This is a genomic window from Paracoccus solventivorans, from assembly GCF_900142875.1.
In the GTDB taxonomy this organism is placed as follows: domain Bacteria; phylum Pseudomonadota; class Alphaproteobacteria; order Rhodobacterales; family Rhodobacteraceae; genus Paracoccus; species Paracoccus solventivorans.
In genome coordinates this window covers 15,441-40,110 of sequence record NZ_FRCK01000005.1, presented here as the reverse complement: position 1 = coordinate 40,110, position 24,670 = coordinate 15,441, and the positions used below count along the sequence as shown (strand labels likewise).

General features: G+C 69.4%; 20 protein-coding genes and 1 tRNA gene. 10 read left to right on the top strand and 11 right to left on the bottom strand.

Annotated elements, in window-relative coordinates:
- Positions 1 to 127 precede the first annotated feature (127 nt).
- The 3 genes from BUB57_RS09195 to argF all read left to right on the top strand — a co-directional run bounded on the left by BUB57_RS09195 (position 128) and on the right by argF (position 4,418).
- On the top strand, positions 128 to 2,197 hold the full coding sequence (locus BUB57_RS09195) for a TonB-dependent receptor domain-containing protein (RefSeq protein ID WP_084732062.1): 2,070 nt from the start codon (positions 128 to 130) through the stop codon (positions 2,195 to 2,197).
- A gap of 119 nt (positions 2,198 to 2,316) precedes the next feature.
- The gene (rocF, locus tag BUB57_RS09190) at positions 2,317 to 3,237 is read left to right on the top strand and encodes an arginase (protein WP_073065727.1); all 921 of its coding nucleotides are present in this window, start codon (positions 2,317 to 2,319) and stop codon (positions 3,235 to 3,237) included.
- Positions 3,238 to 3,491: 254 nt separating this feature from the next.
- Positions 3,492 to 4,418, top strand: a complete 927-nt coding sequence (argF, locus tag BUB57_RS09185) for an ornithine carbamoyltransferase (RefSeq protein ID WP_073065724.1) — start codon at positions 3,492 to 3,494, stop codon at positions 4,416 to 4,418.
- 3 nt (positions 4,419 to 4,421) lie between these two features.
- On the opposite strand, the gene BUB57_RS09180 is transcribed toward argF, so the two are convergent.
- Positions 4,422 to 5,450, bottom strand: coding sequence for an A/G-specific adenine glycosylase (locus BUB57_RS09180; protein WP_073066142.1), 1,029 nt, complete (start codon positions 5,448 to 5,450; stop codon positions 4,422 to 4,424).
- Positions 5,451 to 5,532: 82 nt separating this feature from the next.
- Between BUB57_RS09180 and BUB57_RS09175 the strand changes: the two genes are divergently transcribed.
- On the top strand, positions 5,533 to 6,114 hold the full coding sequence (locus tag BUB57_RS09175; RefSeq protein WP_407670341.1) for a DUF721 domain-containing protein: 582 nt from the start codon (positions 5,533 to 5,535) through the stop codon (positions 6,112 to 6,114).
- Between the two features lie 38 nt (positions 6,115 to 6,152).
- Positions 6,153 to 6,818: a DsbA family protein gene (locus BUB57_RS09170; RefSeq protein ID WP_073065720.1), complete on the top strand. Its 666-nt coding sequence runs from the start codon at positions 6,153 to 6,155 to the stop codon at positions 6,816 to 6,818.
- A gap of 51 nt (positions 6,819 to 6,869) precedes the next feature.
- Here the strand turns inward: BUB57_RS09170 and lpxK are convergent, their stop codons facing one another.
- Together lpxK and BUB57_RS09160 are read right to left on the bottom strand one after the other, a co-directional pair.
- Positions 6,870 to 7,859 carry a tetraacyldisaccharide 4'-kinase gene (lpxK, locus tag BUB57_RS09165; protein WP_073065717.1) on the bottom strand — a complete coding sequence of 330 codons (990 nt, stop codon included), beginning with the start codon at positions 7,857 to 7,859 and terminating at the stop codon, positions 6,870 to 6,872.
- The gene (locus BUB57_RS09160; protein ID WP_073065713.1) at positions 7,859 to 9,052 is read right to left on the bottom strand and encodes a 3-deoxy-D-manno-octulosonic acid transferase; all 1,194 of its coding nucleotides are present in this window, start codon (positions 9,050 to 9,052) and stop codon (positions 7,859 to 7,861) included. The genes lpxK and BUB57_RS09160 overlap by 1 nt, the downstream gene beginning before the upstream one ends.
- 513 nt (positions 9,053 to 9,565) lie before the next feature.
- On the opposite strand from BUB57_RS09160, the gene purD reads away from it, so the two are divergent.
- Positions 9,566 to 10,825: a phosphoribosylamine--glycine ligase gene (gene purD, locus BUB57_RS09155; RefSeq protein ID WP_073065710.1), complete on the top strand. Its 1,260-nt coding sequence runs from the start codon at positions 9,566 to 9,568 to the stop codon at positions 10,823 to 10,825.
- A gap of 195 nt (positions 10,826 to 11,020) precedes the next feature.
- On the opposite strand, the gene BUB57_RS09150 is transcribed toward purD, so the two are convergent.
- Positions 11,021 to 12,040, bottom strand: a complete 1,020-nt coding sequence (locus BUB57_RS09150) for a ribose-phosphate pyrophosphokinase (protein WP_073065707.1) — start codon at positions 12,038 to 12,040, stop codon at positions 11,021 to 11,023.
- A 110-nt stretch (positions 12,041 to 12,150) separates the two neighbouring features.
- Here BUB57_RS09150 and BUB57_RS09145 point away from each other — a divergent pair, with 110 nt between their 5' ends.
- Both BUB57_RS09145 and BUB57_RS09140 read left to right on the top strand, forming a co-directional pair.
- Entirely contained in the window at positions 12,151 to 12,750 is a 600-nt protein-coding gene (locus BUB57_RS09145) for a 2-hydroxychromene-2-carboxylate isomerase (protein ID WP_073065703.1), read from the top strand.
- Positions 12,747 to 13,532 (top strand): alpha/beta fold hydrolase, encoded by a 786-nt coding sequence (locus BUB57_RS09140; protein ID WP_073065700.1) that lies wholly within the window; start codon positions 12,747 to 12,749, stop codon positions 13,530 to 13,532. The genes BUB57_RS09145 and BUB57_RS09140 overlap by 4 nt, the downstream gene beginning before the upstream one ends.
- A 277-nt stretch (positions 13,533 to 13,809) precedes the next feature.
- On the opposite strand, the gene BUB57_RS09135 is transcribed toward BUB57_RS09140, so the two are convergent.
- The 6 genes from BUB57_RS09135 to BUB57_RS09110 all read right to left on the bottom strand — a co-directional run bounded on the left by BUB57_RS09135 (position 13,810) and on the right by BUB57_RS09110 (position 19,835).
- Entirely contained in the window at positions 13,810 to 14,259 is a 450-nt protein-coding gene (locus BUB57_RS09135; RefSeq protein ID WP_073065691.1) for a F0F1 ATP synthase subunit epsilon, read from the bottom strand.
- Between the two features lie 9 nt (positions 14,260 to 14,268).
- Entirely contained in the window at positions 14,269 to 15,690 is a 1,422-nt protein-coding gene (gene atpD, locus BUB57_RS09130; protein WP_073065687.1) for a F0F1 ATP synthase subunit beta, read from the bottom strand.
- Positions 15,691 to 15,710: 20 nt separating this feature from the next.
- Entirely contained in the window at positions 15,711 to 16,583 is an 873-nt protein-coding gene (locus BUB57_RS09125; protein WP_073065684.1) for a F0F1 ATP synthase subunit gamma, read from the bottom strand.
- Between the two features lie 12 nt (positions 16,584 to 16,595).
- Positions 16,596 to 18,131 carry a F0F1 ATP synthase subunit alpha gene (gene atpA / locus BUB57_RS09120; RefSeq protein WP_073065681.1) on the bottom strand — a complete coding sequence of 512 codons (1,536 nt, stop codon included), beginning with the start codon at positions 18,129 to 18,131 and terminating at the stop codon, positions 16,596 to 16,598.
- A complete protein-coding gene (locus BUB57_RS09115; RefSeq protein WP_073066136.1) occupies positions 18,131 to 18,691 on the bottom strand; it encodes a F0F1 ATP synthase subunit delta in 561 nt (186 codons plus the stop codon). Before BUB57_RS09115 ends, atpA begins: the two co-directional genes overlap by 1 nt.
- Before the next feature lie 352 nt (positions 18,692 to 19,043).
- The gene (locus tag BUB57_RS09110; RefSeq protein ID WP_073065678.1) at positions 19,044 to 19,835 is read right to left on the bottom strand and encodes a class I SAM-dependent methyltransferase; all 792 of its coding nucleotides are present in this window, start codon (positions 19,833 to 19,835) and stop codon (positions 19,044 to 19,046) included.
- Positions 19,836 to 19,955: 120 nt separating this feature from the next.
- Between BUB57_RS09110 and gloB the strand changes: the two genes are divergently transcribed.
- On the top strand, positions 19,956 to 20,693 hold the full coding sequence (gene gloB, locus BUB57_RS09105; protein WP_073065675.1) for a hydroxyacylglutathione hydrolase: 738 nt from the start codon (positions 19,956 to 19,958) through the stop codon (positions 20,691 to 20,693).
- Positions 20,694 to 20,880: 187 nt separating this feature from the next.
- A complete protein-coding gene (gene clpA, locus BUB57_RS09100) occupies positions 20,881 to 23,199 on the top strand; it encodes an ATP-dependent Clp protease ATP-binding subunit ClpA (protein ID WP_073065672.1) in 2,319 nt (772 codons plus the stop codon).
- 974 nt (positions 23,200 to 24,173) lie between these two features.
- Here the strand turns inward: clpA and BUB57_RS09090 are convergent.
- A tRNA-Ser gene (locus BUB57_RS09090) sits at positions 24,174 to 24,263 on the bottom strand.
- Positions 24,264 to 24,670: the final 407 nt, after the last annotated feature.

The window sequence follows — 24,670 nt, the reverse complement described above, 5'->3', positions numbered from 1 at the left end:
CACCGGGTCCCCGGGCACGCTTGACCCCGGGGACCGGTTGGGGGAACCGGGCCCGACACCCAGGTAACGGCGTTTCCCTCCGCGCTCTCGGCCCAGGCAACCTTCCGCTTTCAGTTTCGAGGTCCTGATGCCGTCCCCTCCCGTCCTTCCGTCCCTGCCATCCGGCAGCCGCAGCCGCCTGCGCGTGGCGCTGCTGTCGCTGACCGCCCTGTCCTCGCCGGCGCTGGTGCTGGCGCAGGAAACGCCCGACCAGATCGTGCTGGATCCGATCTACGTCACCTCGGCGTCGTCCATCGCCACCTCGGTGCAGGACGCGCCCGCCTCCATCACCGTCATCGACCAGAGCGAGATCCTCGCCAGCGGCGGGCGCAGCCTCAACGACGTGCTGCGCCGGGTGCCCGGGCTGAACCTGACCCGCAGCAACGACGGCAACTCGCAGGTCTCGTTCCGCGGGCTGTCGTCCAGCCGGACGCTGACGCTGGTCGACGGCAAGCGGATCAGCAGCCGCAACACCTTTGCCCGCCACTATCAGGGCGATCTCCAGAACGTGCCGCTGGACGCGATCGAGCGGATCGAGGTCGTGCGCGGTCCGATGTCGACGCTGTACGGCTCGGACGCGATGGGCGGCGTCATCAACATCATCACCAAGAAGAACACCGAGGTCTGGTCGGGCTCGCTGACCACCGAGTTCGGCTTTGCCGACGAAAGCACCACCGCCGACAACCGCTCGATCTCGGCCTATGTGTCAGGGCCGCTGGGTGAGAACCTCAGCATGTCGGCCTGGGGCAAGATCGCGGAAACCGAGGCGCCGGACGAACCCTACGCCTATTCGACCGCCACCCCGCCCGCGCCGCTTTTCTCGACCAACGGCATCCGCACCAAGGCGCTGGGTGCAAGGCTCAGCTGGACGCCGCTGGACGGGCAGGAATGGGGGCTCGAGGCGCAGACCTCGGTCGACAACTATCTCGATGATCTCGGCGGCCCCGATTCCAACGAGGTCACCAAGAACAGCATCGCGCTGAACCACGACTGGACGCTCGGCACCGGCTCGGTCAGCAGCTATCTTCGCTACGAGACCTCCGAGAACCAGAGCTGGAACACCACCACCTCGGGGTGGAACGACCCGATCGAATACGACACGCTGACGCTGGAAAGCCGCTATACCTCGCAGACCAGCATCGGCGGCCGGACGCTGGACTATACGCTTGGCGGGCTGGTGGCGCATGAAAAGCTGAGCGACCCCCAGACCACCGCCAACGCGTTGATCGAGGGTTCGGTCGATACCGCCGCAATCTACGCCGAAGGCCGCTATCAGGCGACCGAGGCGCTGAGCCTGACCAGCGGCCTGCGCGTGGACCATCACGAGCGCTTCGGCACCCATGTCACGCCGCGGATCTATGCCAACTACGACTTCGGCAACGGGCTGATGCTCAAGGCCGGCTATTCGCAGGCCTTCGTGGCGCCGGACCTGCGCAACCTGAACCCGAATTACCAGATGGGCTCTCGCGGCAACGGCTGCAAACCCTATCGCGGCCCCTGCACGATCATCGGCAACCCCGATCTTCAGCCGGAAACCTCGGACAACTTCGAGATCGGGCTGAACTACCAGGGCGAGCGCACCAGCTGGGAGGTCACTGCCTTCTACAACGATGTCGAGAACATGATCAGCGCCCGCCGCACGGACGAGGTGGCCGGAAACGACAACCCGATCTTCGTGCGCGACAACTTCGACTATGGCAAGACCGCCGGCGTCGAGTTCGGGCTGGACCATCAGCTGAGCGACGACCTGACCTGGGTGACCTCGGGCACCTATATCGCCAAGTCCGAGTTCAAGTATGGCGACTTTGACACTGCCTATCCGATGGCGACGACGCCGAAATGGAACGTCACCACCGGGCTCGACTGGCAGACCAACGACCGGCTGAAGCTGTCGGGCGACGTGACCTATGTCGGCAAGCAGGCCGGCTATGTGGTCGCGGACGGGCTTGTGGTCGGCGAGGGCGAGCAGGCATCCGTGCCCGCAGGCCAGAACAGCAAGGCCTATTTCCTGGTCAATGTTGCGGCCGCCTATGACCTGACCGACAGCGCGACGCTGAACTTCGGCATCGACAACCTGTTCGACGATCAGCCCGAATCCGACGTCGACTATCGCGAGGACGGGCGCGTGTTCACCCTCGGCGTCACCACCCGGTTCTGATTCGTCACCCTGCGCAATATTCCAAAGGGCCGCCGACTGGCGGCCCTTTCCCGTTGCAGCGGGGTGGAACCCCGGCGCCTTGCATCGCATGATGCGGCAGGTCCTGAGCGGGGGAACAGATGACCCATTGCATCCTGATCGGCGCGCCGGTGGACAGCGGCCAGCAGCGGCCCGGCTGTCTGATGGGACCGGCGGCCTATCGCGTGGCGCGGATCGCCGAGGTTCTGGCGGCGCTTGGCCATACGGTCGAGGACCGGGGCGACGTGGTGCCGGGGGCTCTGGGTCGGGAAAGCTGCCCGAACCCGACCGTGCATTCCCTGCCCGAGACGCTGGCCTGGACCCGGGCGCTGGCCGATGCCAGCGCGCGCGCGATGGCGGAGGGGCTGCCGATCTTTCTGGGCGGCGATCACTCGCTGTCGCTCGGCAGCATCCACGGGGTTGCGGCCCATGCGGCGGCCGTGGGGCGGCCGCTTTTCGTGCTGTGGCTGGACGCGCATTCCGACATCCACAGCCTCAGCTCGACCGAAAGCGGCAATCTGCACGGCACGCCCCTGGCCTATCTGGCCGGGCGGCCGGGGTTCGAGCCGTTTCCGCCCTTTCCCGCCCCGGTGGCCGAGGCGAATATCTGCCTGTTCGGCATCCGCAGCGTCGATCCGGCGGAACATGCGGCGCTGGAACGCTCGGACATCATCGTCAACGACATGCGGGTGCTGGACGAACGGGGCTTCGCCGCCCCGATGCGCGAGTTCCTGGACCGGGTGCAGGCGGCGGGGGGGATGCTGCATGTCAGCCTCGACGTGGATTTCCTCGACCCTTCGGTGGCGCCGGCGGTGGGGACCACCGTCCCCGGCGGCGCGACCTTCCGCGAGGCGCATCTGGTCTGCGAGCTGATCCACGAAAGCGGGCTGATGTGTTCGCTGGATCTGGTCGAGCTGAACCCGTTCCTGGACGAGCGCGGGCGCACGGCGCGGATGATGGTCGACCTGGTCGGCAGCCTGATGGGGCGCAAGGTCTTCGACCGGCCGACGCGGGCGGGATAGGGGGCGGGACAAGGGGGCTGCGCGCCCCCCGCCCTTCGGGCTCCCCCGCGGGATATTTTCGTGATGAAGAAACCCGTGAAATTGCGGCGGTGGGGGGCTTGACCCCGCCCGGCGCTGGCGGTGAAGTGCCGCGATCATGTGCAAGCCTCTGCCGACCGCCCCGAAGTTCCGTTCCGTTCCGGCGCCCGCGCGCGCCAGGCGCCGACGACGGCATCCGGCGCCGCCAGATACCGGAACAGACAGGACGTTGAAAGATGCCGAGTTTTCTAGACATTCACACCACGCCGCGTGACGAGCTGCGCGCGATCATCGACAATGCGCGCGCGATGAAAGAGGCGCGCAACGGCTGCCCGCGCGGCACCCCGGACGCAGAACAGCCGCTGGCGAACCGCATGGTGGCGCTGATCTTCGAAAAGCCCTCGACCCGGACCCGGGTCAGCTTCGATCTGGGCGTGCGGCAGATGGGCGGGCAGACCATGGTGCTGTCGGGCCAGGAGATGCAGCTGGGCCATGGCGAGACCATCGCCGACACCGCCCGCGTGCTGTCGCGCTATGTCGACATGATCATGATCCGCACCTTCGAGGAAGCGACCCTGCAGGAGATGGCGGAATACGCCAGCGTGCCGGTGATCAACGGGCTGACCAACCGCACCCATCCCTGCCAGATCATGGCCGACGTGCTGACGTACGAAGAGCACCGCGGCCCCATCGGCGGGCGCAAGGTGGTGTGGTCGGGCGACGGCAACAATGTCTGCGCCAGCCTGATCCAGGCGGCGGGGCAGTTCGGCTTCGACTTCACCTTTACCGGCCCGAAGCCGCTGGACCCCGAGGCCGAGTGGCTGGAGTTCGCCCGCGCGCAGGGGGTGCAGGCGCTGATCGAGCGTGACCCGGCCCGCGCGGTCGAGGGCGCCGATCTGGTGGTCACCGACACCTGGGTGTCGATGCACGACCCGCAATCGGCCAAGGAACGCCGCCACAACCAGCTGCGTGCCTATCAGGTCAACGCGGCGCTGATGGCGCGGGCCAAGCCGGATGCGCTGTTCATGCACTGCCTGCCCGCGCATCGCGAGGACGAGGTGACCTCCGAGGTGATGGACGGCCCGCATTCGGTGGTCTGGGACGAGGCCGAGAACCGCCTGCACGCGCAAAAGGCGGTGATGCGCTGGTGCCTGGGGGTCTGATTTTCAGGGCGCCAGCGCCCAGACCTTGCGCATCAGCCCCGGCAGCGTGGCGGGATCGAAATCCCGCCGCGGCAGCAGCAGCCCGCGGCTGACCCCCTGCGGCGGGCCGGCAAGCACGGTCAGATGCAGCTCGAAATGGGTGAAGATGTGGCGGACCTCGCCCAGCTCCTGCCACGGGCCGGCGGCGGGGGCGGGGTGCTCTGATCCGTCCCAGCCGGTCGAGGGGAAGGCCAGCGTGCCGCCCAGCAGCCCTTTGGCGGGACGGCGTTCCACCAGCACGTGGCTCGCGTCCAGCGCCAGCCAGGCGGTGCCGCGGCGCTGCGGCCTCGGCGGTTTCGGGGATTTGCGCGGCAGTTCGGCGGCAAGGCCGAGCGTGCGGGCGCGACACAGGTCGTTCAGCGGGCACAGCGCGCAGGCGGGGTTGCGCGGGGTGCAGATGGTGGCGCCAAGGTCCATCATCGCTTGCGCGAAATCGCCGGGGCGGCGGTCGGGGGTCAGGGTCGCGGCCAGCGCCACCAGCTGCGGCTTGGCCGCGGGCATCGGGGTGTCCACCGCGAACAGCCGCGCCACCACCCGCTCCACATTGCCGTCGACCACGGTTTCTGCGCGGTCAAAGGCGATGGCGGCGATCGCGGCCGAGGTATAGGGGCCGATCCCCGGCAGCTGCGCCAGCGCCTGCCTCGTGTCGGGAAACCCGCCCATCGCCGCCACCTGCCGCGCGCAGGCCAGCAGGTTGCGGGCGCGGGCATAGTAGCCCAGCCCCGCCCATTCCCCCATCACCTGCGTCTCCTCGGCCGTGGCTAGCGCCTGCACCGTGGGCCACAGCGTGGTGAACCGCTCGAAATATGCCCGCACCGCGGCGACGGTGGTCTGTTGCAGCATCACTTCGGACAGCCAGACGCGATAGGGGTCCATCGGTGCGGTCCCCGGCGGCGCCCGCCAGGGCAGCACGCGGGCGTGGCGGTCGTACCAGCCCAGCAGGCGCGGGACCACCGCCACGGGGTCCGGCCCGACGGCCGAGGTTTCACGCAAGTTTGCCCGGTTGTTCATCGCGCCGGTCTGGCATCCCCGGCGCGTCCGGTCCAGAGTAAGCCGATCACGAACTGCAAGGCCGATGACCGACACGCCCACGCCCCCCTCGCCGCCCAAGACCCGCAGGCGCAAGCCCGCGGCGGCCGAGGATGCGCCGCCGCGCCGCCGGATGCGCGGCTTCGAGCCGGCAGCGACGCTGATCGCGCCGCAGCTGCGCCGCAGCGCCGAATCGCGCGGCTTTGCGGTGGCGCGGCTGCTGACCGACTGGCCGGAAATCGTCGGCGCGCAGACCGCCGCCCACACCCGCCCGGTCAAGGTCAGCCACAGCCGCACCCAGGGGCTGGGCGCCACCCTGACCATCCTGACCGACGGCGCCCACGCGCCCCTGGTGCAGATGGAGCTGCCGCGCATCCGCGAGCGGGTGAACGCGGTCTACGGCTTCAACGCCATCGCCCGCGTCACCATCACCCAGACCGCCGCGCAGGGGTTCGCCGAGGGGCAGGCCGAGTTCCTGCACCGCCCCCCTACCCCCTGTGCCGCCCCCCTGCCGCCCGAGGCTGCGGCCGCGGCCGAGGCGGTGGCGGCGCGGTTCGACGACCCGAAACTTGCCGACTCGATGCGACGGCTGGCCCTTGCCCGTGCGGCGCGGGCGGCCCGGCGCTGACGGGCGGCATTCCCGAAAAACCCAACGAAAGGCCAGACATGACCCTGATCCGCCGCCTCGCCCCGGCCGCAGCCCTTGCGGCGCTTGCCACCGCGTTCCACCTGCCCGCCACGGCGCAGACCGCCGCCCCGGAACCTGCCCCGGCCGCCACCGCCGAGGCCGCCGCCCCGCAGATCCTGCCCGACCTGTGGCTGGGGGCCGCGGACGCGCCGGTCGATTTCATCGAATACGCCAGCTTCACCTGTTCGCATTGCGCCGATTTCAGCACCGAGGTGTTCCCCAAGCTCAAGGCGGAATACATCGACACCGGCAAGATCCGCTTTGCGCAGCGCGATGTGTATTTCGACGACGTGGGGCTGTGGGCCGGAATCCTGGCCCGCTGCGGCGACGAGTCCAAGTTCTACCCGGTCGCCGGGATGCTGTTCGAAAGCCAGCGCGAATGGCTGTCGGCCAAGAACGGCGAGGAGCTTGCCGCCAACCTGCGCAAGATCGGCGCCAAGGCCGGCTATTCGGCCGAGCAGATGGACGCCTGCTGGCAGGACGAGGCCAAGGTGCAAAGCCTGGTCGCGACCTTCCAGCAGAACGCGGTCGCCGACCAGATCGAGGGCACGCCCACCTTCATCATCGCGGGCGAGAAAGTGTCCAACCTGCCGTGGGAGCAGCTCAAGGCCAAGCTGGACGAGAAACTGGCCGCGGCGCAGTAAACCGCCAACCATCCCGACCGGAAAGGCCGCCCCCGGGGGCGGCCTTTTTCGTCAGAACAGCCGGTCGAGCGCGGCGTCCAGCGGCGCCGGATCATCCAGCCGCAGCCGCACCGGCAGGGTCAGAACCTTGGGGCGGAAACTGCGCGGCAGCCTTGCTGCGTCCTTTTCGGTGGTGACCAACTGCGCCCCCAGCAGCCGCGATTCCGTTTCAAGCCGCGTCAGCATCTGGCGGGAAAACGGCTGGTGGTCGGCCAGCGCCTCGGCCCGCACCACCTGCGCGCCCAGAGCCCGCAGGGTGGCAAAGAACTTCTGCGGATGGCCGATCCCGGCGAAGGCCAGCGCCCGCAGCCCCTGCCAGTCCATCCCGGTCTGCAGCGGCTGCAGCTGGCCGGTCAGCCGCGGCACCGGCAGCGCGGGCCAGCGGGCGGAAAACGCCGCCTGCGCCTCGGGGGTGCCGATGGTCAGCACCATGTCGGCGCGGGCCAGGCCCCGGGCCACCGGCTCGCGCAAGGGCCCGGCCGGGATGCACAGCCCGTTGCCCCAGCCGCGCGCCGCATCCGCCACCACCAGCGCCAGGTCATGCGCCAGCGCCGGGTCCTGGAACCCGTCGTCCAGCAGGATCGCCCCCGCCCCCGCCGCCACCGCCGCGCGCGCGCCCGCCACCCGGTCGCGCGCCACCACCACCGGCGCGAAGGCCGACAGCAGCAGCGGCTCGTCCCCCACCTGCGTGGCGGAATGGCTGCGTTCGTCCACCAGCGTGGGGCCGGTCTCGGTGCCGCCATGGCCGCGGCTGACCACATGGGCGGCGATGCCGCGGGCGGCCAGACGCTCGATCAGCGCGATCACGGTGGGCGTCTTGCCGGTGCCGCCGGCGTCGAGGTTGCCGACGCAGATCACCGGCACCCCCACCCTCGCGCGCCCGCCCCGCGCCAGCCGCCGCGCGGTCGCCGCGGCATAAAGCGCACCCAGCGGTTGCAGGGCGCGGGCGGCCAGCCCGGGCGGGCGGTTCCAGAAACCGGGGGCGGTAAGGGCGAGGGGCATCAGCAGCTCTCCTGCAGGTCCGACAGCACCGCTTCGGCGATGCGGCGGGTGATTTCGGCGCCCTCGGTCGCGACCTCCCAGGCGGCGCGGGCGAGGCGGGCGGCGGTATCGGGCTCGGCCAGTTCCTCGATCACCCGCGGCAGCGCCAGCGGGCCGTGGATCTGGCGGGCGCCGCCGGCGCGGTCCAGCGCCTGCCAATGCGCGGCGTGCTCGCCCATGGCCGGGCCGTGGACGATGGCGGTGCCCAGCCCCGCGGGCTCGAACGGGTGGCGGGGCGCCGGGTCGGCGCCGCGGATCAGCGTGCCGCCGGCATAGGTGACCGCCGCCAGCCGATACCACAGCCCCAGTTCCGAGCTGTCCTCGGCCAGCAGCACCTGCACCTCGGGGCCGGGGTCGGCATCCTCGATGCGGGCGACGGTCAGGCCGCGCTCGGCCAGCGCCGCGGCCATCGCGTCGGCGTCGCCGGCGCGGGCGGGGGCGATGATCAGCAGCGCGCGGTGGCGAGCCGACAGCAGCCCTTCGTGGGCGGCCATCACCGCGGTCAGCTCGCGCAGCGGCAGCGCCGCCGCCAGCCACACCGGGCGGTCGCGCAAATGCGGGCGCAGCGCCGCCAGCTCGCGCGGGTTGCAGGGCAGCGGCGGCAGGATCGGCAGCGCCGTGCCGATGATCTCCACCCGCAGCGGCGCGATGCCTTCGCGCAGCGCCGCCTCGCGCGCAGGCGCGTCGGGGACCAGCACCCGGCTGAGCCGCGCCAGCGGCCCGCGCCTGCCGCCGCGCCAGACCCGCCGCGCCGCCGCCGCGGCCAGGCCGCTGGCGTCGGTGACCAGCGTCACCGGCACCGCGGCCTCTTCGCAGGCGGCGACCAGCGCGGCCGGCAGCGCGTCGTTGCTCAGCAGCACCGCCCCGGGCGAGGTCAGCTCCAGCAGCCGCCGCGCCGCCTGCGGGTCGCCGGGCGGCTCGGGCAGCACCATGGGCACGGCGCGCGCGCCCCGCTCGACCGCGACCTGCCCCAGGGCGCCGACCCGCAGCGGCGGGCACAGGCGGCGCAGCGCGGTGGCGACCGCGCCGGTCTCGAGCCCGCACAGCAGCACCAGCGGCCCGTCGCCGGGCGGAATTACCGGCTCGGCCGCGGCCCCATCGCTGCGCGGCACGCGTTTTTGCAGCCATTGGGCGAGTTCACCGAAGCCGGGCATGGTGCATTCCGCAGGACGGGGACGGCAGCGCGCCCTGATGGCGGGAACAGCGTGAAAGGCGGAATGGCATGAGAGCGGCCCGGCTGGTGTCGCCCCGGGATAGCCTGCCGCGGCCGGGGAACCAAGGGCCGCGGCGGGCCGCGGTTGAGATACGAGGCATTTGTATCGAATGCCGCGGATCCCGCGGTTGCGGCGGCGCCGGGACCTCGGGCATGAATCGCAGCACGGCGAGAGCGGCCGGAACCGATTTCGCATCGCGTGTGGTGGGCCTGGGGTTGCCGGGGGCATGCGGCGGCGAAGGGTTTTGGGTGTCATGCCGGAGCCCTTCGCCTGCAATCCCTCGGCGGCAGGACGGCGCGTTGCCGGCAGGTCTGCCGCAGGGAGGTTCACGGGGGAGAATGCCGGACCGGGTCTTTGCCCCGGCCCCCGGGATATGTCCGCAAGGAAGAAGGACGGGTTGAAGGCGCGCCGGGCGCGGCCTAGAGCAGGCGCGACATCGACAAGGGGGCGCGCATGAACATCCTGATCCTCGGCGGCGGCGGGCGTGAACACGCGCTGGCCTGGGCGATACGGCAGAACCCGAAATGCGACCGGCTGATCGTGGCCCCCGGCAACGCGGGGATCGCCGGGATCGCCCGCTGCGCCGAGCTGGCGATCACCGACGGCGCCGCGGTGGTGGGTTTCTGCGAGGAGAACGCCATCGACCTGGTGGTGATCGGCCCCGAGGCGCCGCTGGCCGCCGGCGTCGCCGATGCGCTGCGCGCGGCCGGGATCCTCGCCTTTGGCCCCTCGGCCGCGGCGGCGCAGCTCGAGGCGTCGAAGAGCTTCACCAAGGAAATCTGCGACGCCTGCGGCGCCCCCACCGCCGCCTGGGCCCGCTTTACCGACGCTGCCGCGGCGCGCGACCATATCGCCCGGGTCGGCGCGCCGATCGTGGTCAAGGCCGACGGGCTCGCCGCCGGCAAGGGCGTCACCGTCGCCATGACCGAGGCCGAGGCCGTCGCCGCCGTCGATGCGGCCTTTGGCGGCGCCTTTGGCGAGGCGGGCGCCGAGGTGGTGATCGAGGAGTTCATGGCCGGCGAGGAAGCCAGTTTCTTCGTGCTGGTCGACGGCACCAACTGCCTGCCCATCGGCACCGCCCAGGACCACAAGCGCGTCGGCGAAGGCGACAGCGGCCCCAACACCGGCGGCATGGGCGCCTATTCCCCCGCCCCGGTGCTGACCGCGGCGATCCAGGCGCAGGTGATGGCCGAGATCGTCGAGCCTACCGTCGCCGAGATGGCCCGCCGCGGCACGCCGTTCCAGGGCGTGCTCTATGCCGGGCTCATGATCGCGGACGGCCGGGCGCGGCTGGTCGAATACAACGCCCGCTTCGGCGACCCCGAGGCGCAGGTGCTGATGATGCGGCTGGGCGCGCAGGCGCTGGACCTGATCCAGGCCTGCGCCGAAGGGCGGCTGGACAGCGTGACCGCCAACTGGGCCGAGGATCACGCCCTGACCGTGGTGCTGGCCGCCAACGGCTATCCGGGCGATTACGAAAAGGGCACGGCGATCCGCCTGCCCGAACTGACCGAAAGCTCGTCGCGGATGATCTTTCACGCCGGCACCGCCCTGCGCGACGGGCAGCTGGTCGCCACCGGCGGGCGGGTGCTGAACGCCACCGGCCGCGGCGCCACCCTGGCCGAGGCCCGCGACGCCGCCTATGCGCTGGCCGAGGCGGTGGACTGGCCCGGCGGCTTCTACCGCCGCGACATCGGCTGGCGCGCGCTCTGAAAGCAGAGGTGCGTGGAGACCACGCACCATTTACCAACCCGCTGTAAATTGCGTGCCCGCCGGCGCGCCCGCGCTTTCATCTTGCCATGAATATCCCGCGGGCTTCCGAGCGCCCGGAAACGGTCCATTTTCAGCGAGGAAGGCCACCGCAGTGGCCCGCGGGGGGGGGGCATGAGGCCCCCGGCTCGCCCGCGCTCAGGCCGCCGAATACATTCCCTCGTAGATCGGCAGCAGCGTCTCCAGCTCGAACAGCGACGACACCGAAGTGCCGTTCCAGGTCGACATGATCGCCTGCGCGAACAGCGGCGCGGTGGGGACGATGCGGATGTTGCGGGCGTTCTTGACCGGCTCGGGCTGGCTGATCGAATCGGTGACGACCAGCGATTTCATCACCGATTTCTCGATCCGCTCGACCGCGGGGCCGGACAGCACCCCGTGGGTGATATAGGCATGGACCTCGGTCGCGCCGTGGTCGGCCAAGAGCTGCGCGGCCTTGACCAGCGTGCCGGCGGTGTCGCAGATGTCGTCGACGATGACGCAGGTCTTGCCCGCGACATCGCCGATCACCGTCATCTCGGCGATCTCGCCGGCCTTTTCGCGGCGCTTGTCCACGATGGCCATCGGCGCGTCGATCCTTGCCGCGATCTCGCGCGCCCGCGCCACGCCGCCCACGTCCGGGGACACGATCATCAGATCGTCCATGCGACCCTTGAAATGGTGCATGATATCCAGCGAAAAGATCGGCGCCGCATAGAGGTTGTCCACCGGGATGTCGAAGAACCCCTGGATCTGGGTGGCGTGCAGGTCCAGCGTCAGCACCCGGTCCACGCCGGCCTGGGTCAGCAGGTTGGCCACCAGTTTGGCCGAGATCGGCGTGCGCGCCTTGGCCCGGCGGTCCTGCCGCGCATAGCCGAAATAGGGGATCACCGCAGTGATGCGATTGGCCGAGCTGCGCCGCAGCGCGTCGGTCATGATCAGCAGCTCCATCAGGTTGTCGTTGGCCGGGTTCGAGGTCGGCTGGATGATGTACATGTCCTCGCCGCGGACGTTGTCATAGACCTCGACGAAGATTTCCTGGTCGTTGAACCGCTCGACCCGCGCATCCACCAGCCCGACGTTCATGCCGCGGTGCATCGACATCCGCCGCGCGATGGCGGTGGCCAGCGGGCGATTGGCGTTCCCGGCGATCAGCTTGGGTTCGGTCATGGCGGGCATCGGCATCCTCGGCGGCTTTCTGGGGGTGAAGCACCCGGCGACTCGCCGGATTGCGCCCCGCTTACCACCGCGATAGCGTCCGGGCAAACCGGCGAAAGGGGAAACTGGCCATGGCCGCGATCGACTATTACCTCAGCCCGATCAGCCCCTGGGCGTATCTGGCCGGCGACCGGCTGGAGCGGATCGCGCAGGCGCACGGGGCAAGCGTCACCTATCGCCCGCTCGACATCATGGCGCTGTTCGACCGCACCGGCGGTACCCGCCCGGAATCGCGCCACCCCGCGCGGCTGGCCTATCGCGCGCAGGAGCTGCCCCGCTGGGCCGAGCATCTGGGGATGCCCCTGCGCATGGACGTGACGGTCACCAACCCGGCGCCGGCCTCCTATGCGATCATCGCCGCGCAGGCCGAGGCGCAGCCCGGCGGCGATGTGGGCGCGCTGGTGCGCGGGCTGCTGGCGGCACGGTTCGTGGACGGGCGCGACATCGCCGAGGATGCGGTGATCCGCGAGGTGCTGGCGGCCACCGGCTTCGACCCCACACTTGCCGACCGCGGGCTGTTCGTCGGCGCCGAGACCTATGGGCGCAACCTGGAACGCGCGGTCGAGGCCGGGGTGTTCGGCGTGCCCTTCTATCACGTGCTCGACAGCGACCAGCGGTTCTGGGGGCAGGACCAGCTGGAGTTCCTCGACCGCCATCTCGGCACGCTGTGAGCCCCGTGCATCTGCGGCACTGGCCGGGCGATCCCGCGCGCCCGGCGCTGGCGATCCATTGCATGATGGGCAGCAGCCGCGCCTTCGACCCGGTGGCGGCGCGGCTGGGGGGACGGGTGGCGCTGCACGGATTCGACCTGCCCTCGCACGGGCGCAGCGCGAAGTGGCGCCCCGAGGCGGGCGAGGATTACCACAGCACCGTCACCCGCATCGCGCGGGGGCTGATCCGCGACATCACCGGCGACGGGCCGCTGGACCTGATCGGCCATTCCATCGGCGCCACCGTGGCGCTGCGGATCGCGGTGGACAGGCCGGCGCTGGTGCGCTCGCTGACGCTGATCGAGCCGGTGCTGTTTGCGGCCTCTCCCCGCGGCCACCCGCTCGACGGGCAGCTGGCCGAGCTGGCGGCCGGGGGGCGGATGGAACAGGCGACGCGGCTGTTCATGGATATGTGGGGCGGCCCCGGCGGCTTCGACGCCCTGCCACCCGCCACCCGGCAGGCCGCCGTTGCGCAGGTGCCGCTGATCCTGGAAACCGGCCCGGCGATGTCCGGCGACTGCCACCACATCCTGCGCCCGGGCGGGCTCGAGGGCATCCTAGCGCCGGTGATGCTGATCGCAGGCGCCGACAGCCCGCCGGTGATCGCCGAGATCGCCGAGACCCTGGCGGCGCGGCTGGCCGACGTCGGGCGTGCCAGCGTGCCGGGCGCCGGGCATATGCTGCCGATGACCCACCCCGCACAGGTGGCCGGGCTGATCGCGGTGAACCTGGACCGGTCGTGACGCGGGCTGGCTGAGCGGGGCATAGGGGGCCGCCCGGCTGGCAGCCGGGCCGAGAGCAGGGAGTTTCATTCCAGCACGGCCTCCCCTCGTGCCCGGCGCCGCCGTTCGCCAGCCGGCCTCCCACCGGGGCGATCCATGTGTCCACGCTTGGCAACAGGGCACCTCCCGCCCCGCGAACTGCGGTTATCGCAAGCACTGGCGCAGAAATGAAAAAGCCCCTCCCGGCGTCCGGCCGGGAGGGGTTGGTTCGTCAGATCGCCGATCCGCTGACAGAAGATCAGTCGGGAAACGTCGCCTGGTTGGGGTCCAGCCCGATATGGGTGCCAAGCGCCTCCATATCGCCAAGCAGCTTGGCGGCGGCGGCGACGACCTCGTCGCCCAGCGATTCGCGGCGGGTCTCGGCGGTCTGATGCGCGCGGCGGGCCTCGCGCATCATCTCGTTATAGACCTCCTGCGTGATCTCGGCGCGCGGGTGCCCGCGCTCGGCCAGCAGGCTGACGGATTCGCCGTTGATCTCGGCAAAACCGCCGGTCACCGCGAATTCCGTCGCATTGCCCTGCGCGTCCACCACCGTGACCAGACCCGGCCGCAGCGTGACGATGGTCGCGGCATGGCCGGGCATGGCGGTCATGTCGCCGTCGGTGCCCGGCAGGCGCACCTCGCGCACCGGGACGGAGACGAGGCTCCGTTCCGGCGAGACGAGGTCGAACTGCATCGTGTCGGCCATGTCGCCCCCTTATGCCGCGTCAGCGGCGAGGCGCTGCGCCTTGGCTTTCACTTCCTCGATGCCGCCGACCATGTAGAAGGCCGCTTCCGGCAGGTGGTCGTATTCGCCGGCCACCACCGCCTTGAACGAGGCGATCGTGTCCTCCAGCGGCACCTGCACCCCGTCCGAGCCGGTGAACACCTTGGCCACGTCGAAGGGCTGCGACAGGAAGCGCTGGATCTTGCGGGCGCGGGCCACGGTCAGCTTGTCCTCTTCCGACAGCTCGTCCATGCCGAGAATGGCGATGATGTCCTGCAGCGACTTGTATTTTTGCAGGATCCCCTGGACGTCGCGGGCCACCTGATAGTGCTCTTCGCCGACCACGGCCGGGTCGAGGATCCGGCTGTTGGAATCGAGCGGGTCCACGGCCGGGTAGATCCCCAGTTCCGAGATCGCGCGCGACAGCACGGTGGTGGCGTCGAGGTGGGCAAAGGTCGTCGCCGGCGCCGGGTCGGTCAGGTCGTCGGCCGGCACGTAGACGGCCTGGATCGAGGTGATCGAGCCCGATTTGGTCGAGGTGATGCGTTCCTGCATCGCGCCCATGTCGGTGGCCAGCGTCGGCTGGTAGCCCACGGCGGAGGGGATGCGGCCCAGCAGCGCCGACACCTCGGAACCCGCCTGGGTAAAGCGGAAGATGTTGTCGACGAAGAACAGCACGTCGGTGCCGGTCGCGTCGCGGAACTGTTCCGCCAGCGTCAGCCCGGTCAGCGCCACCCGCATCCGCGCCCCGGGGGGCTCGTTCATCTGGCCATAGACCAGCGCCACCTGCGATTCCGCCAGGTTGTCCGGCTTGATGACGCCCGATTCCACCATCTCGTGGTAGAGGTCGTTGCCCTCGCGGGTCCGCTCACCCACCCCGGCGAACACGGAATAGCCCGAGTGCACCTTGGCGATGTTGTTGATCAGCTCCATGATCAGAACGGTCTTGCCGACGCCGGCGCCGCCGAACAGCCCGATCTTGCCGCCCTTGGAATAGGGGGCCAGCAGATCGATGACCTTGATGCCGGTGACCAGGATTTCCGAGCTGGTGGCCTGCTGCGCGAACTCGGGCGCGGGCTGGTGGATGGCGCGGGTTTCCGTCGCCTCGACCGGGCCGCGGTCGTCCACCGGCTCGCCCACCACGTTGAGGATGCGGCCCAGCGTCGCCTCGCCCACCGGGACCGAGATCGGCCCGCCCAGGTCGGTGACGGCGGCGCCGCGGACCAGACCTTCGGTCGCGTCCATGGCGATGGCGCGGACGGTGTTCTCGCCCAGGTGCTGGGCCACTTCCAGCACCAGTTTCTTGCCGTTGTTCTCGGTTTCCAGCGCGTTCAGGATCGCCGGCAGATGGTCGTCGAACTGCACGTCGACGACGGCGCCGATGACCTGAGTAATCTTGCCAGTAGCTGCCATTATCTACCCCTGCGTTACGGTCAGAGCGCCTCGGCGCCCGAAATGATTTCAATGAGTTCCTTGGTGATCGCGGCCTGACGCGAGCGGTTGTAGACCGTCGTCAGCCTGTCGATCATGTCGCCCGCGTTGCGGGTGGCGTTGTCCATGGCGGTCATCCGCGCGCCCTGTTCCGAGGCCGCGTTTTCCAGCAGCGCCGCGAACACCTGGGTGGTGATCGAGCGCGGCAGCAGCTCGGACAGGATCGCCTCCTCGCCGGGTTCGTAGTCGTAGAGCGACGACACCTCGGTCGCCTCGCCCTCGATCACGGCGGGGATGATCTGGCGCGCGGTCGGCACCTGGCTGATCACCGATTCGAAGCGGCTGTAGAACAGCGTCGCCACGTCGAAATCGCCCGCGTCGAAGCGGTCGAGGATACCTTGCGCGATCTCGCGGGCGTTTTCATAGCCCACGCGCTTGACCTCGGACATGTCGACATGATGGACGAAGCGCTTGCCCATGTCGCGGCGCAGCTGCTCGCGGGCCTTCTTGCCCACGGTGACGATCGCCACCTCCTTGCCCTGGGCCAGCAGCGCCTCGGCATGGCTCCGGGCCAGCTTGACGATCGAGCTGTTGAACCCGCCGGCAAGCCCGCGTTCCGAGGTCAGCACCACCAGCAGGTGGCGCTGGTCGGCGCCGGTGCCGGCCAGCAGCCGCGGCGCGCTTTCCGACCCGGCGGTGGCGGCGGTCAGCCCCGCCATCACCACGGCCATGCGCTCGGCATAGGGGCGCGCGGCCTCCGCCGCCTCTTGCGCGCGGCGCAATTTGGCGGCGGCGACCATCTGCATCGCCTTGGTGATCTTCCGCGTGTTCTTGACGCTTCCGATCCGGTTCTTGAGATCCTTGAGGCTGGGCATCTATCCCTCCTCTCAGGCGTAGGTTTTGGCGTAGGCGTCCAGAACCTTCTTCAGCCGGTCCTCGGCCTCGCCCTTGATCTTCGGGTCCTCGCGGGTCAGCCAGTCCAGGACATCGGCGTGCTGGTTGCGCAGATAGGCCAGCAGCCCCTGTTCCCACTTGCCGGCCTCGGCCAGCGGCAGGTTGTCCAGATAACCGTGGGTGCCGGCATAGATCACCGCCACGATTTCCGCGTTGGTCAGCGGCGAATACTGCGGCTGCTTCATCAGCTCGGTCAGGCGGGCGCCGCGGTTCAGCAGCTTCTGCGTTGCGGCGTCGAGGTCCGAGCCGAACTGCGCGAAGGCCGCCATCTCGCGGTACTGCGCCAGTTCCAGCTTGACCGGGCCGGCGACCGATTTCATCGCGTTGGTCTGCGCGGCCGAACCCACCCGGCTGACCGACAGACCGGTGTTCACGGCCGGGCGGATGCCCTGGAAGAACAGGTCAGTTTCCAGGAAGATCTGGCCGTCGGTGATCGAGATCACGTTGGTCGGGATATAGGCCGACACGTCGCCCGCCTGGGTCTCGATGATCGGCAGCGCGGTCAGCGAGCCGGCGCCGTTGTCCTCGTTCAGCTTGGCCGAACGTTCCAGCAGGCGGCTGTGCAGGTAGAACACGTCGCCCGGATAGGCCTCGCGCCCCGGCGGGCGGCGCAGCAGCAGCGACATCTGGCGATAGGCCACGGCCTGTTTCGACAGGTCGTCATAGATGATCAGCGCGTCCATGCCGTTGTCGCGATAGTATTCGGCCATCGCGGTGGCGGCGTAGGGGGCCAGATACTGCATCGGCGCTGGTTCCGAAGCGGTCGCGGCGATGATGGTGGTATAGGCCATGGCGCCGGTTTCTTCCAGCTTCTTGACCAGCTGGGCCACGGTCGAACGCTTCTGGCCGATGGCGACGTAGAAGCAGTGCAGCGTCTTCATCCCGTCGGCTTCGCGGCCGTTGTAGTTCTTCTGGTTGAGGATGGTGTCCATCGCGATGGCGGTCTTGCCGGTCTGGCGGTCGCCGATGATCAGCTCGCGCTGGCCGCGGCCGATCGGGATCATCGCGTCGACGGACTTCAGCCCGGTCGCCATCGGCTCGTGCACCGATTTGCGCGGCATGATGCCGGGGGCCTTGACGTCGGCCACGCGGCGCTCGGTCGCCTCGATCGGGCCCTTGCCGTCGATGGGGTTGCCCAGGGCGTCCACGACGCGGCCCAGCAGCGCCGGGCCCACCGGCACGTCCACGATGGAACGGGTGCGCTTGACGGTGTCGCCTTCCTTGATCGAGCGGTCGTCGCCGAAGATCACGATCCCGACGTTGTCGGTTTCCAGGTTCAGCACCATGCCGCGGATGCCGCCGGGGAACTCGACCATCTCGCCGGCCTGCACCTTGTCCAGACCATGGACGCGCGCGATCCCGTCACCGACCGACAGCACCTGGCCGATCTCGGCCACTTCGGCGTCCTGACCGAAATTCTTGATCTGATCCTTGAGGATCGCCGAAATCTCGGCAGCCTGGATTCCCATTATCCGACCTCTTTCATGGCATTCTGGAGAGAAGCGAGCTTCGAGCGGATCGAGCTGTCGATCATCTGCGAGCCCAGCTTGACGATCATTCCGCCGATGAGGCTTTCATCGACGCTGGTGTTCAGTTTCACGGTCTTGCCGGATTTGGCGGCAAGCGTTTCGGTCAGCCGCTTCTGCTGCTCGGCCGACAGCGCGGCGGCGCTGACCACCTCGGCGGTGACCTCGCCGCGCGCCTCGGCGATCAGCTCGCCCAGCCGTGCGACCAGCTGCGGCAGGGTGAACAGGCGGCGGTTCTGCGCCATCAGCCGCAGGGTGTTCGACAGCGTCGCCGACAGCCCCATTTTGGCGGCGATGGCGGCGATCGCGGTTTCCTGCTGCTCGCGCGAGTACAGCGGCGAGGTGATCAGCGTGCGCAGATCGGCGCTGCCCGACAGGGCCGTGCGCAGGTCGTCCAGTTGCGCGGCAAGCTGGTCCAGCCCGCCCTGTTCCTTCACCAGGTCGAACACGGCCTGCGCATAACGCCCGGCGATATTTGCGGAAATCGAAGCGGTATTGGCCACGGACACCCCTTTGGTTTGCGCGTAGCCCCGCGGGCGGGCTGCCAGTGGCGGCGGCCGGTCGCGAGGTGCTGACAACGGCAGGGCGGCCTGTGGACGGCGCACCCCTCAAGATGCGGCGTCTCTAACAGCAGATCACGGGACCGCGCAACCATGCGAAGGTTGGATTCAGCAGCATCGTGGCCGGAAACGCGCATATCCGGCCCGGCAGCCGCGCAACCTCCAAGGGTGCAGCGCTAACAGTCCGCTCGCAAGGCCCCGACGGGCACCGTGCCGCCACGGCATCGCCCCGTCCCCGCGCCCTGCCCCGGCCCCCGGCCGCGCCGAATCGTTTCCCGCGGCGGGGCGCGCCGGTTCAGTCGTCGCGGCGCCGGCTGGGGCCGCCCGAGCGGCTCGGCTCGGCCGAGGGCCGCGGGCGGCGGATCCCGTCCAGCAGCTCGAGCGGGCTGGGGATGACCACCCGCTGCGCCGGCCCCACCGGCGCCGGCGTCTGCTTGGAGAACTCGGCCACCACCACCCCCGCGATCAGCACCGAGGCGATGCGCGTGCCCGTGCGTTCCCACAGCTGCGCGGTCTTGAGCCAGAAGCGCCGGTCCGAGGGCGGGATATAGACCGCCGCCCCCGCGGTTTCCGGCACGAAGCCGGCGGCGCGGGCCTGGGCTTCCAGCTGACCGCGGGTATAGCTGCGCCCGATGCCAAAGGGCGTGGTGTCGGTCTGCGCCCACAGCCCGGCGCGGTTCGGGACCATCACCACCATCCGCCCCCCCGGCCCCAGCACCCGCGCGCATTCCGTCAGCAGCCCGGCGGCGTGGTCGGCGGTCTCCAGCGCGTGCAGCACCAGCAGCCGGTCGACGCTGCCGGTCTCCAGCGGCCAGGCGTCCTCGTCCGCCAGCACGCTGTGGTTGGGCAGCCCGGCGGGCCAGGCCATCACCCCCTGCTGCCCCGGCATCAACGCCATCACCCGCCGCGCCCGCGCCAGATAGGGCCGCAGCAGCGGCGCCGCGAACCCGTAGCCCGCCACCGTCATGCCGGTGGCCCGTGAAGGCGGCCACAGCGCCGTCAGCCGTTCGCGCAGGATGCGCTGCACCACCCGGCCCAGCGGCCGGTCGTAATAGAAACTGCGCAGCGCGGCGACATCGTGGTGCATGGCGACAACAGGGACCGGGGCCGCGGCGGCGTCAAGTCCGCCCGCCTCAACGGGCCGCTTCGGGGGTGGTCTCGGTCCCGGCCCGCGCCTATCCTCGGCCCATCGACCAAGGAGGAGACGATGGCCGAGCTGCTCAGCATCCGCTGCCTGACCGACAACTATGCCTGGCTGGTCCACGACCGCGGCTGCACCCTGCTGGTCGACGCCCCCGAGGCCGCGCCGATCCTGGCGGAACTCGACCGCCGCGGCTGGGGGCTGGACGTGATCCTGCTGACCCACCACCACGACGACCATATCCAGGCGGTGGCCGAGATCGTGGCCGCGACCGGGGCGCAGGTCTGGGGCAACGGCGCCGACGCCGCGCGCCTGCCGCCGCTGGACCGGGCGCTGGAGCCGGGGGCCGACACCGAGCTCTGCGGCCAGCCGCTGCGCGTCATCGACGTGCCGGGCCATACCGTCGGTCATGTCGCCTATCACCTGCCGCAGGCCGGGCTGGCCTTTACCGCCGACAGCCTGATGGCGATGGGCTGCGGACGGCTGTTCGAGGGCACGCCCGCGCAGATGTGGGAATCGCTTTCCCGGCTGGCGGCGTTGCCCGACGACACGCTGATCTGTTCGGGCCACGACTATGCGCGCGGCAACGGCGGTTTTGCCCTGGCGGTGGACTCGGGGAATCAGGCGCTCAAGGACCGGCTGGTCGCGACGCTTTCCGGGCAGCGCCCCGCGGCGCCTGCGACGCTGGCCGAGGAAAAGGCCACGAATCCCTTTCTGCGCGCGCAGGCGCTGGCGCGGCCGGGCGAGGACGCGCTGGCCAGTTTCACCCGGCTGCGGGCCGAAAAGGATGCGTTCCGGGGCTGAGCGGCGCTTGAAACCGGGGCCGGTCGTGATCACATCCCGCTCAACCGCCGCAACTTCGGCCCCAACCTCGACGTTACCCCCTTGCGTCGCGCCGAAATGCACCAATTCTTAATGGTATCGTGACAGTCTGGTCAGGTGGGTCGAAACGCCCGGCCCAGACCGCCAGCCGACTGACAGGAGCAGTGAAGTGCCGTCCTTTTCGACCACCCTGGAACAGGCGATCCATGCCGCCTTGTCGCTGGCCAACCGCCACCGCCATGAGCTGGCGACGCTGGAACACCTGCTGCTGGCCCTGACCGAGGAACCCGACGCCCTGCGCGTGATGCGCGCCTGCAACGTCGATCTCGACCGGCTGCGCCAGATGCTGAACGATTTCATCGAGGACGACCTGTCCACGCTGATCACCGACGTCGACGGATCCGAAGCCGTCCCCACCGCCGCCTTCCAGCGCGTGATCCAGCGCGCCGCCATCCATGTGCAAAGCTCGGGCCGCAACGAGGTCACGGGCGCCAACGTGCTGGTCGCGATCTTCGCGGAGCGGGAATCGAATGCCGCGTTCTTCCTGCAGGAACTCGACATGACCCGCTATGACGCGGTGAACTTCATCGCCCATGGCGTCGCCAAGAACCCCTCGTTCTCCGAATCGCGCCGGGTGCAGGGGGCGGACACCGAACAGCCCGCCGCCGAGGAACGCCCCGGCGGGAAAGAGGACTCGGCGCTGGCGAAATACTGCGTCGACCTGAACGTCAAGGCCGCGCGCGGCGACGTCGACCCGCTGATCGGCCGCGCCGACGAGGTCGAGCGCTGCATCCAGGTGCTGTGCCGCCGGCGCAAGAACAACCCGCTGCTGGTCGGTGACCCCGGCGTCGGCAAGACCGCCATCGCCGAGGGGCTGGCGCTGAAGATCGTGCGCGGCGAGACCCCGGACGTGCTCAAGGGCGCCACCATCTATTCGCTGGACATGGGCGCGCTGCTGGCCGGCACCCGCTATCGCGGCGATTTCGAGGAGCGGCTGAAGGCCGTGGTGAAAGAGCTCGAGGACCACGACGATGCCATCCTGTTCATCGACGAGATCCACACCGTGATCGGCGCCGGGGCGACCTCGGGCGGGGCGATGGACGCCTCGAACCTGCTGAAACCGGCGCTGGCCGGCGGCAAGCTGCGCTGCATGGGCTCGACCACCTACAAGGAGTTCCGGCAGCATTTCGAAAAGGACCGCGCCCTGTCGCGGCGGTTCCAGAAGATCGACGTGAACGAACCCTCGGTCCCCGACGCGATCAAGATCCTGATGGGGCTGAAGCCCAGCTTCGAGAAGCACCACGAGCTGCGCTACACGGCCGAGGCGATCCGCACCGCAGTCGAACTGGCCTCGCGCTATATCAACGACCGCAAGCTGCCCGATTCGGCGATCGACGTGATCGACGAGGCCGGGGCGGCCCAGCACGTCGTGGCCGAAAGCCGCCGCAAGAAGGTGATCTCGCCCAAGGAGATCGAGGCCGTGGTGGCCAAGATCGCCCGCATCCCCCCGAAAAGCGTCAGCAAGGACGACGCCGAGGTGCTGCGCGACCTGGACAGGAACCTCAAGCGGCTGGTGTTCGGCCAGGATGCGGCGATCGAGGCGCTGGCCTCCTCGATCAAGCTGGCGCGCGCCGGGCTGCGCGAGCCGGAAAAACCCATCGGCAACTACCTGTTCGCGGGCCCGACCGGCGTCGGCAAGACCGAGGTCGCCAAGCAGCTGGCCAACACCCTGGGGGTCGAGCTGCTGCGTTTCGACATGTCCGAATACATGGAGAAACACGCGGTCAGCCGCCTGATCGGGGCGCCGCCGGGCTATGTGGGCTTTGACCAAGGGGGCCTCCTGACCGACGGCGTCGACCAGCACCCACATTGCGTGCTGCTGCTGGACGAGATCGAAAAGGCGCACCCGGATGTCTACAACATCCTGCTGCAGGTGATGGACCACGGCAAGCTGACCGACCACAACGGACGGCAGGTGGATTTCCGCAACGTGATCCTGATCATGACCTCGAACGCCGGCGCCGCCGACCAGGCCCGCGCAGCCATCGGCTTCGGCCGCGAACGCCGCGAGGGCGAGGACAAGGAGGCGATCGAGCGCACCTTCACGCCCGAGTTCCGCAACCGGCTGGACGCGGTGATCTCCTTCGCGCCGCTGTCGCGCGAGGTGATCGTGCAGGTGGTCGAAAAGTTCATCCTGCAGCTGGAAGCGCAGCTGATGGACCGCGGCGTCCATATCGAGCTGACCCCCGAGGCCGCCGACTGGCTGGCGCATCGCGGCTACGACGACCGCATGGGCGCCCGCCCGCTGGCCCGGGTGATCCAGGAGACGATCAAGAAACCCCTGGCCGAAGAGCTGCTGTTCGGCCGTCTGATCAAGGGCGGCATCGTCAAGGTCCGCATCGAGGACGACAAGCCGGTCTTCGACATCCAGGGCCCCGGCACCCCGCGGCTGGGCAAGGACAAGACCCCGCTGCTGACCGCGGAATGACAAAAGGGGCGCCACGAGCGCCCCTTTTTTTCCGTTAACGAAGGATGCTTGGGTGCTGTAACGGCGCTTGGGCAACGGGAAAGGGTGCTTGGACAACCCCTGCTCGGCGGCTCCGCAGGGCAATAGCCACCCCTGGTCTGCCATCACCGAAAGCCTCGCAAAGCCATCAGGACAACGGCCGCCCCTGCTTTGCCATCACCGATTGCAGCGCCGCCTCGATATCCTGCGGGCGGGCGCAGGCCGCAGGACTCGGGGCGCGGCAGGTAGATGGCGTGCGAGGTGAAGGTGATGCTGGCATGCGCGTGCGCCTCCAGGCCCCGCACTAAAGTCGAGCCGCCAGGACAGCTTGGGCTGTAACACCAGGAGGAAGATCCGCGCCATCACGAGGCCCCGGCCTATCGTTGATCGCGGCGCCACCGCACGACCCTTCGTGTTCAGCCGCCTCTCGTCCACAAGCAGGCTCGGACCCCGGCGGCAATAGATGAACCGCAGGTGCAGGTCCGGTCGCCCGGATCGTTTAACCCCATCGCGAAGTAATCCGCGACGATCAGGTCGTTCTCTTCATCCGTCCAGGGCCCGTTTGACATTTCGCCAGGATATGAGCACGAAGTCCATTTGTTATAAGAGACTTCCGGCAGGGTCTTGGCTCGCTACGGACGCTTCCGCCGGACCTAGTGATCGGCCGCCACCGAGCCGTCCTCCCGACCGTCCTGCGCTTTTGTATCAGTCTCCGCCACCGGATTATCTCGCGAACGGGACGACCCCATGAACGCGGCAACCTATTGGAAATGCGAGGATGTCTTACGCCGTCCCGTGACCATCGAGGGGCGTTCGAAGAGAGACACAGGCCATTCGGAGCCCCATTCCGCGCCAAGCGCCCAGTCTCCGAAGGGCGGATGGACCTGCCAACGCCCTTTGAAACAAAAAGAAAAAAGGCCCAATCGGGGTCCTTGGACGGCTTCGGCAACTGAATGTGGCGGAGACGAAGGGATTCGAACCCTCGAGGCGGTTTCCCGCCTGCACCCTTAGCAGGGGTGTGCCTTCGACCACTCGGCCACGTCTCCGCGGCGGGGTCTAGCAGCACGAGGCGGCGGGAAACAAGGGGGAATTGCATGTCGCCACCAAATAAGCCCCAACCCGCCGAGGGCCCCTTTCGCAGGGCGAAGCAGGAACACGCATCGATCCGTGGCGAGATTCCGGCAACGCCTGTTCCCCGTGAGTTCTCCCTTAGAACTTCGGAGACTCCCCGCAGTCCCGTCGTGGATATCCGTGCCGCGGCATGTCTCTTGCGCCTTACCCTCCGGGACGTGGTTGATCCGATCCCGCTGCATCGACGGGAGCTTCCCGGCGTACGAGCGTGTGATCCCAGCTGCGTACAAGTATCACGTGGCCTCGATCATCAAAGATGCAGAGAAGGCCGCGTCCCGGCTGGTGGCCTTGGCGAGCAAGAAGCGCCTGTGCGCCAAGCTGG

Bases quoted from the DNA above. Each gene is read 5' to 3' on its own strand.
- BUB57_RS09195 (WP_084732062.1), top strand. From the start codon at position 128: ATGCCGTCCCCTCCCGTCCTTCCGTCCCTGCCATCCGGCAGCCGCAGC.
- rocF (WP_073065727.1), top strand. From the start codon at position 2,317: ATGACCCATTGCATCCTGATCGGCGCGCCGGTGGACAGCGGCCAGCAG.
- argF (WP_073065724.1), top strand. From the start codon at position 3,492: ATGCCGAGTTTTCTAGACATTCACACCACGCCGCGTGACGAGCTGCGC.
- BUB57_RS09175 (WP_407670341.1), top strand. From the start codon at position 5,533: ATGACCGACACGCCCACGCCCCCCTCGCCGCCCAAGACCCGCAGGCGC.
- BUB57_RS09170 (WP_073065720.1), top strand. From the start codon at position 6,153: ATGACCCTGATCCGCCGCCTCGCCCCGGCCGCAGCCCTTGCGGCGCTT.
- lpxK (WP_073065717.1), bottom strand. From the start codon at position 7,859: ATGCCCCTCGCCCTTACCGCCCCCGGTTTCTGGAACCGCCCGCCCGGG.
- BUB57_RS09160 (WP_073065713.1), bottom strand. From the start codon at position 9,052: ATGCCCGGCTTCGGTGAACTCGCCCAATGGCTGCAAAAACGCGTGCCG.
- purD (WP_073065710.1), top strand. From the start codon at position 9,566: ATGAACATCCTGATCCTCGGCGGCGGCGGGCGTGAACACGCGCTGGCC.
- BUB57_RS09150 (WP_073065707.1), bottom strand. From the start codon at position 12,040: ATGCCCGCCATGACCGAACCCAAGCTGATCGCCGGGAACGCCAATCGC.
- BUB57_RS09145 (WP_073065703.1), top strand. From the start codon at position 12,151: ATGGCCGCGATCGACTATTACCTCAGCCCGATCAGCCCCTGGGCGTAT.
- BUB57_RS09135 (WP_073065691.1), bottom strand. From the start codon at position 14,259: ATGGCCGACACGATGCAGTTCGACCTCGTCTCGCCGGAACGGAGCCTC.
- atpD (WP_073065687.1), bottom strand. From the start codon at position 15,690: ATGGCAGCTACTGGCAAGATTACTCAGGTCATCGGCGCCGTCGTCGAC.
- BUB57_RS09125 (WP_073065684.1), bottom strand. From the start codon at position 16,583: ATGCCCAGCCTCAAGGATCTCAAGAACCGGATCGGAAGCGTCAAGAAC.
- atpA (WP_073065681.1), bottom strand. From the start codon at position 18,131: ATGGGAATCCAGGCTGCCGAGATTTCGGCGATCCTCAAGGATCAGATC.
- BUB57_RS09110 (WP_073065678.1), bottom strand. From the start codon at position 19,835: ATGCACCACGATGTCGCCGCGCTGCGCAGTTTCTATTACGACCGGCCG.
- gloB (WP_073065675.1), top strand. From the start codon at position 19,956: ATGGCCGAGCTGCTCAGCATCCGCTGCCTGACCGACAACTATGCCTGG.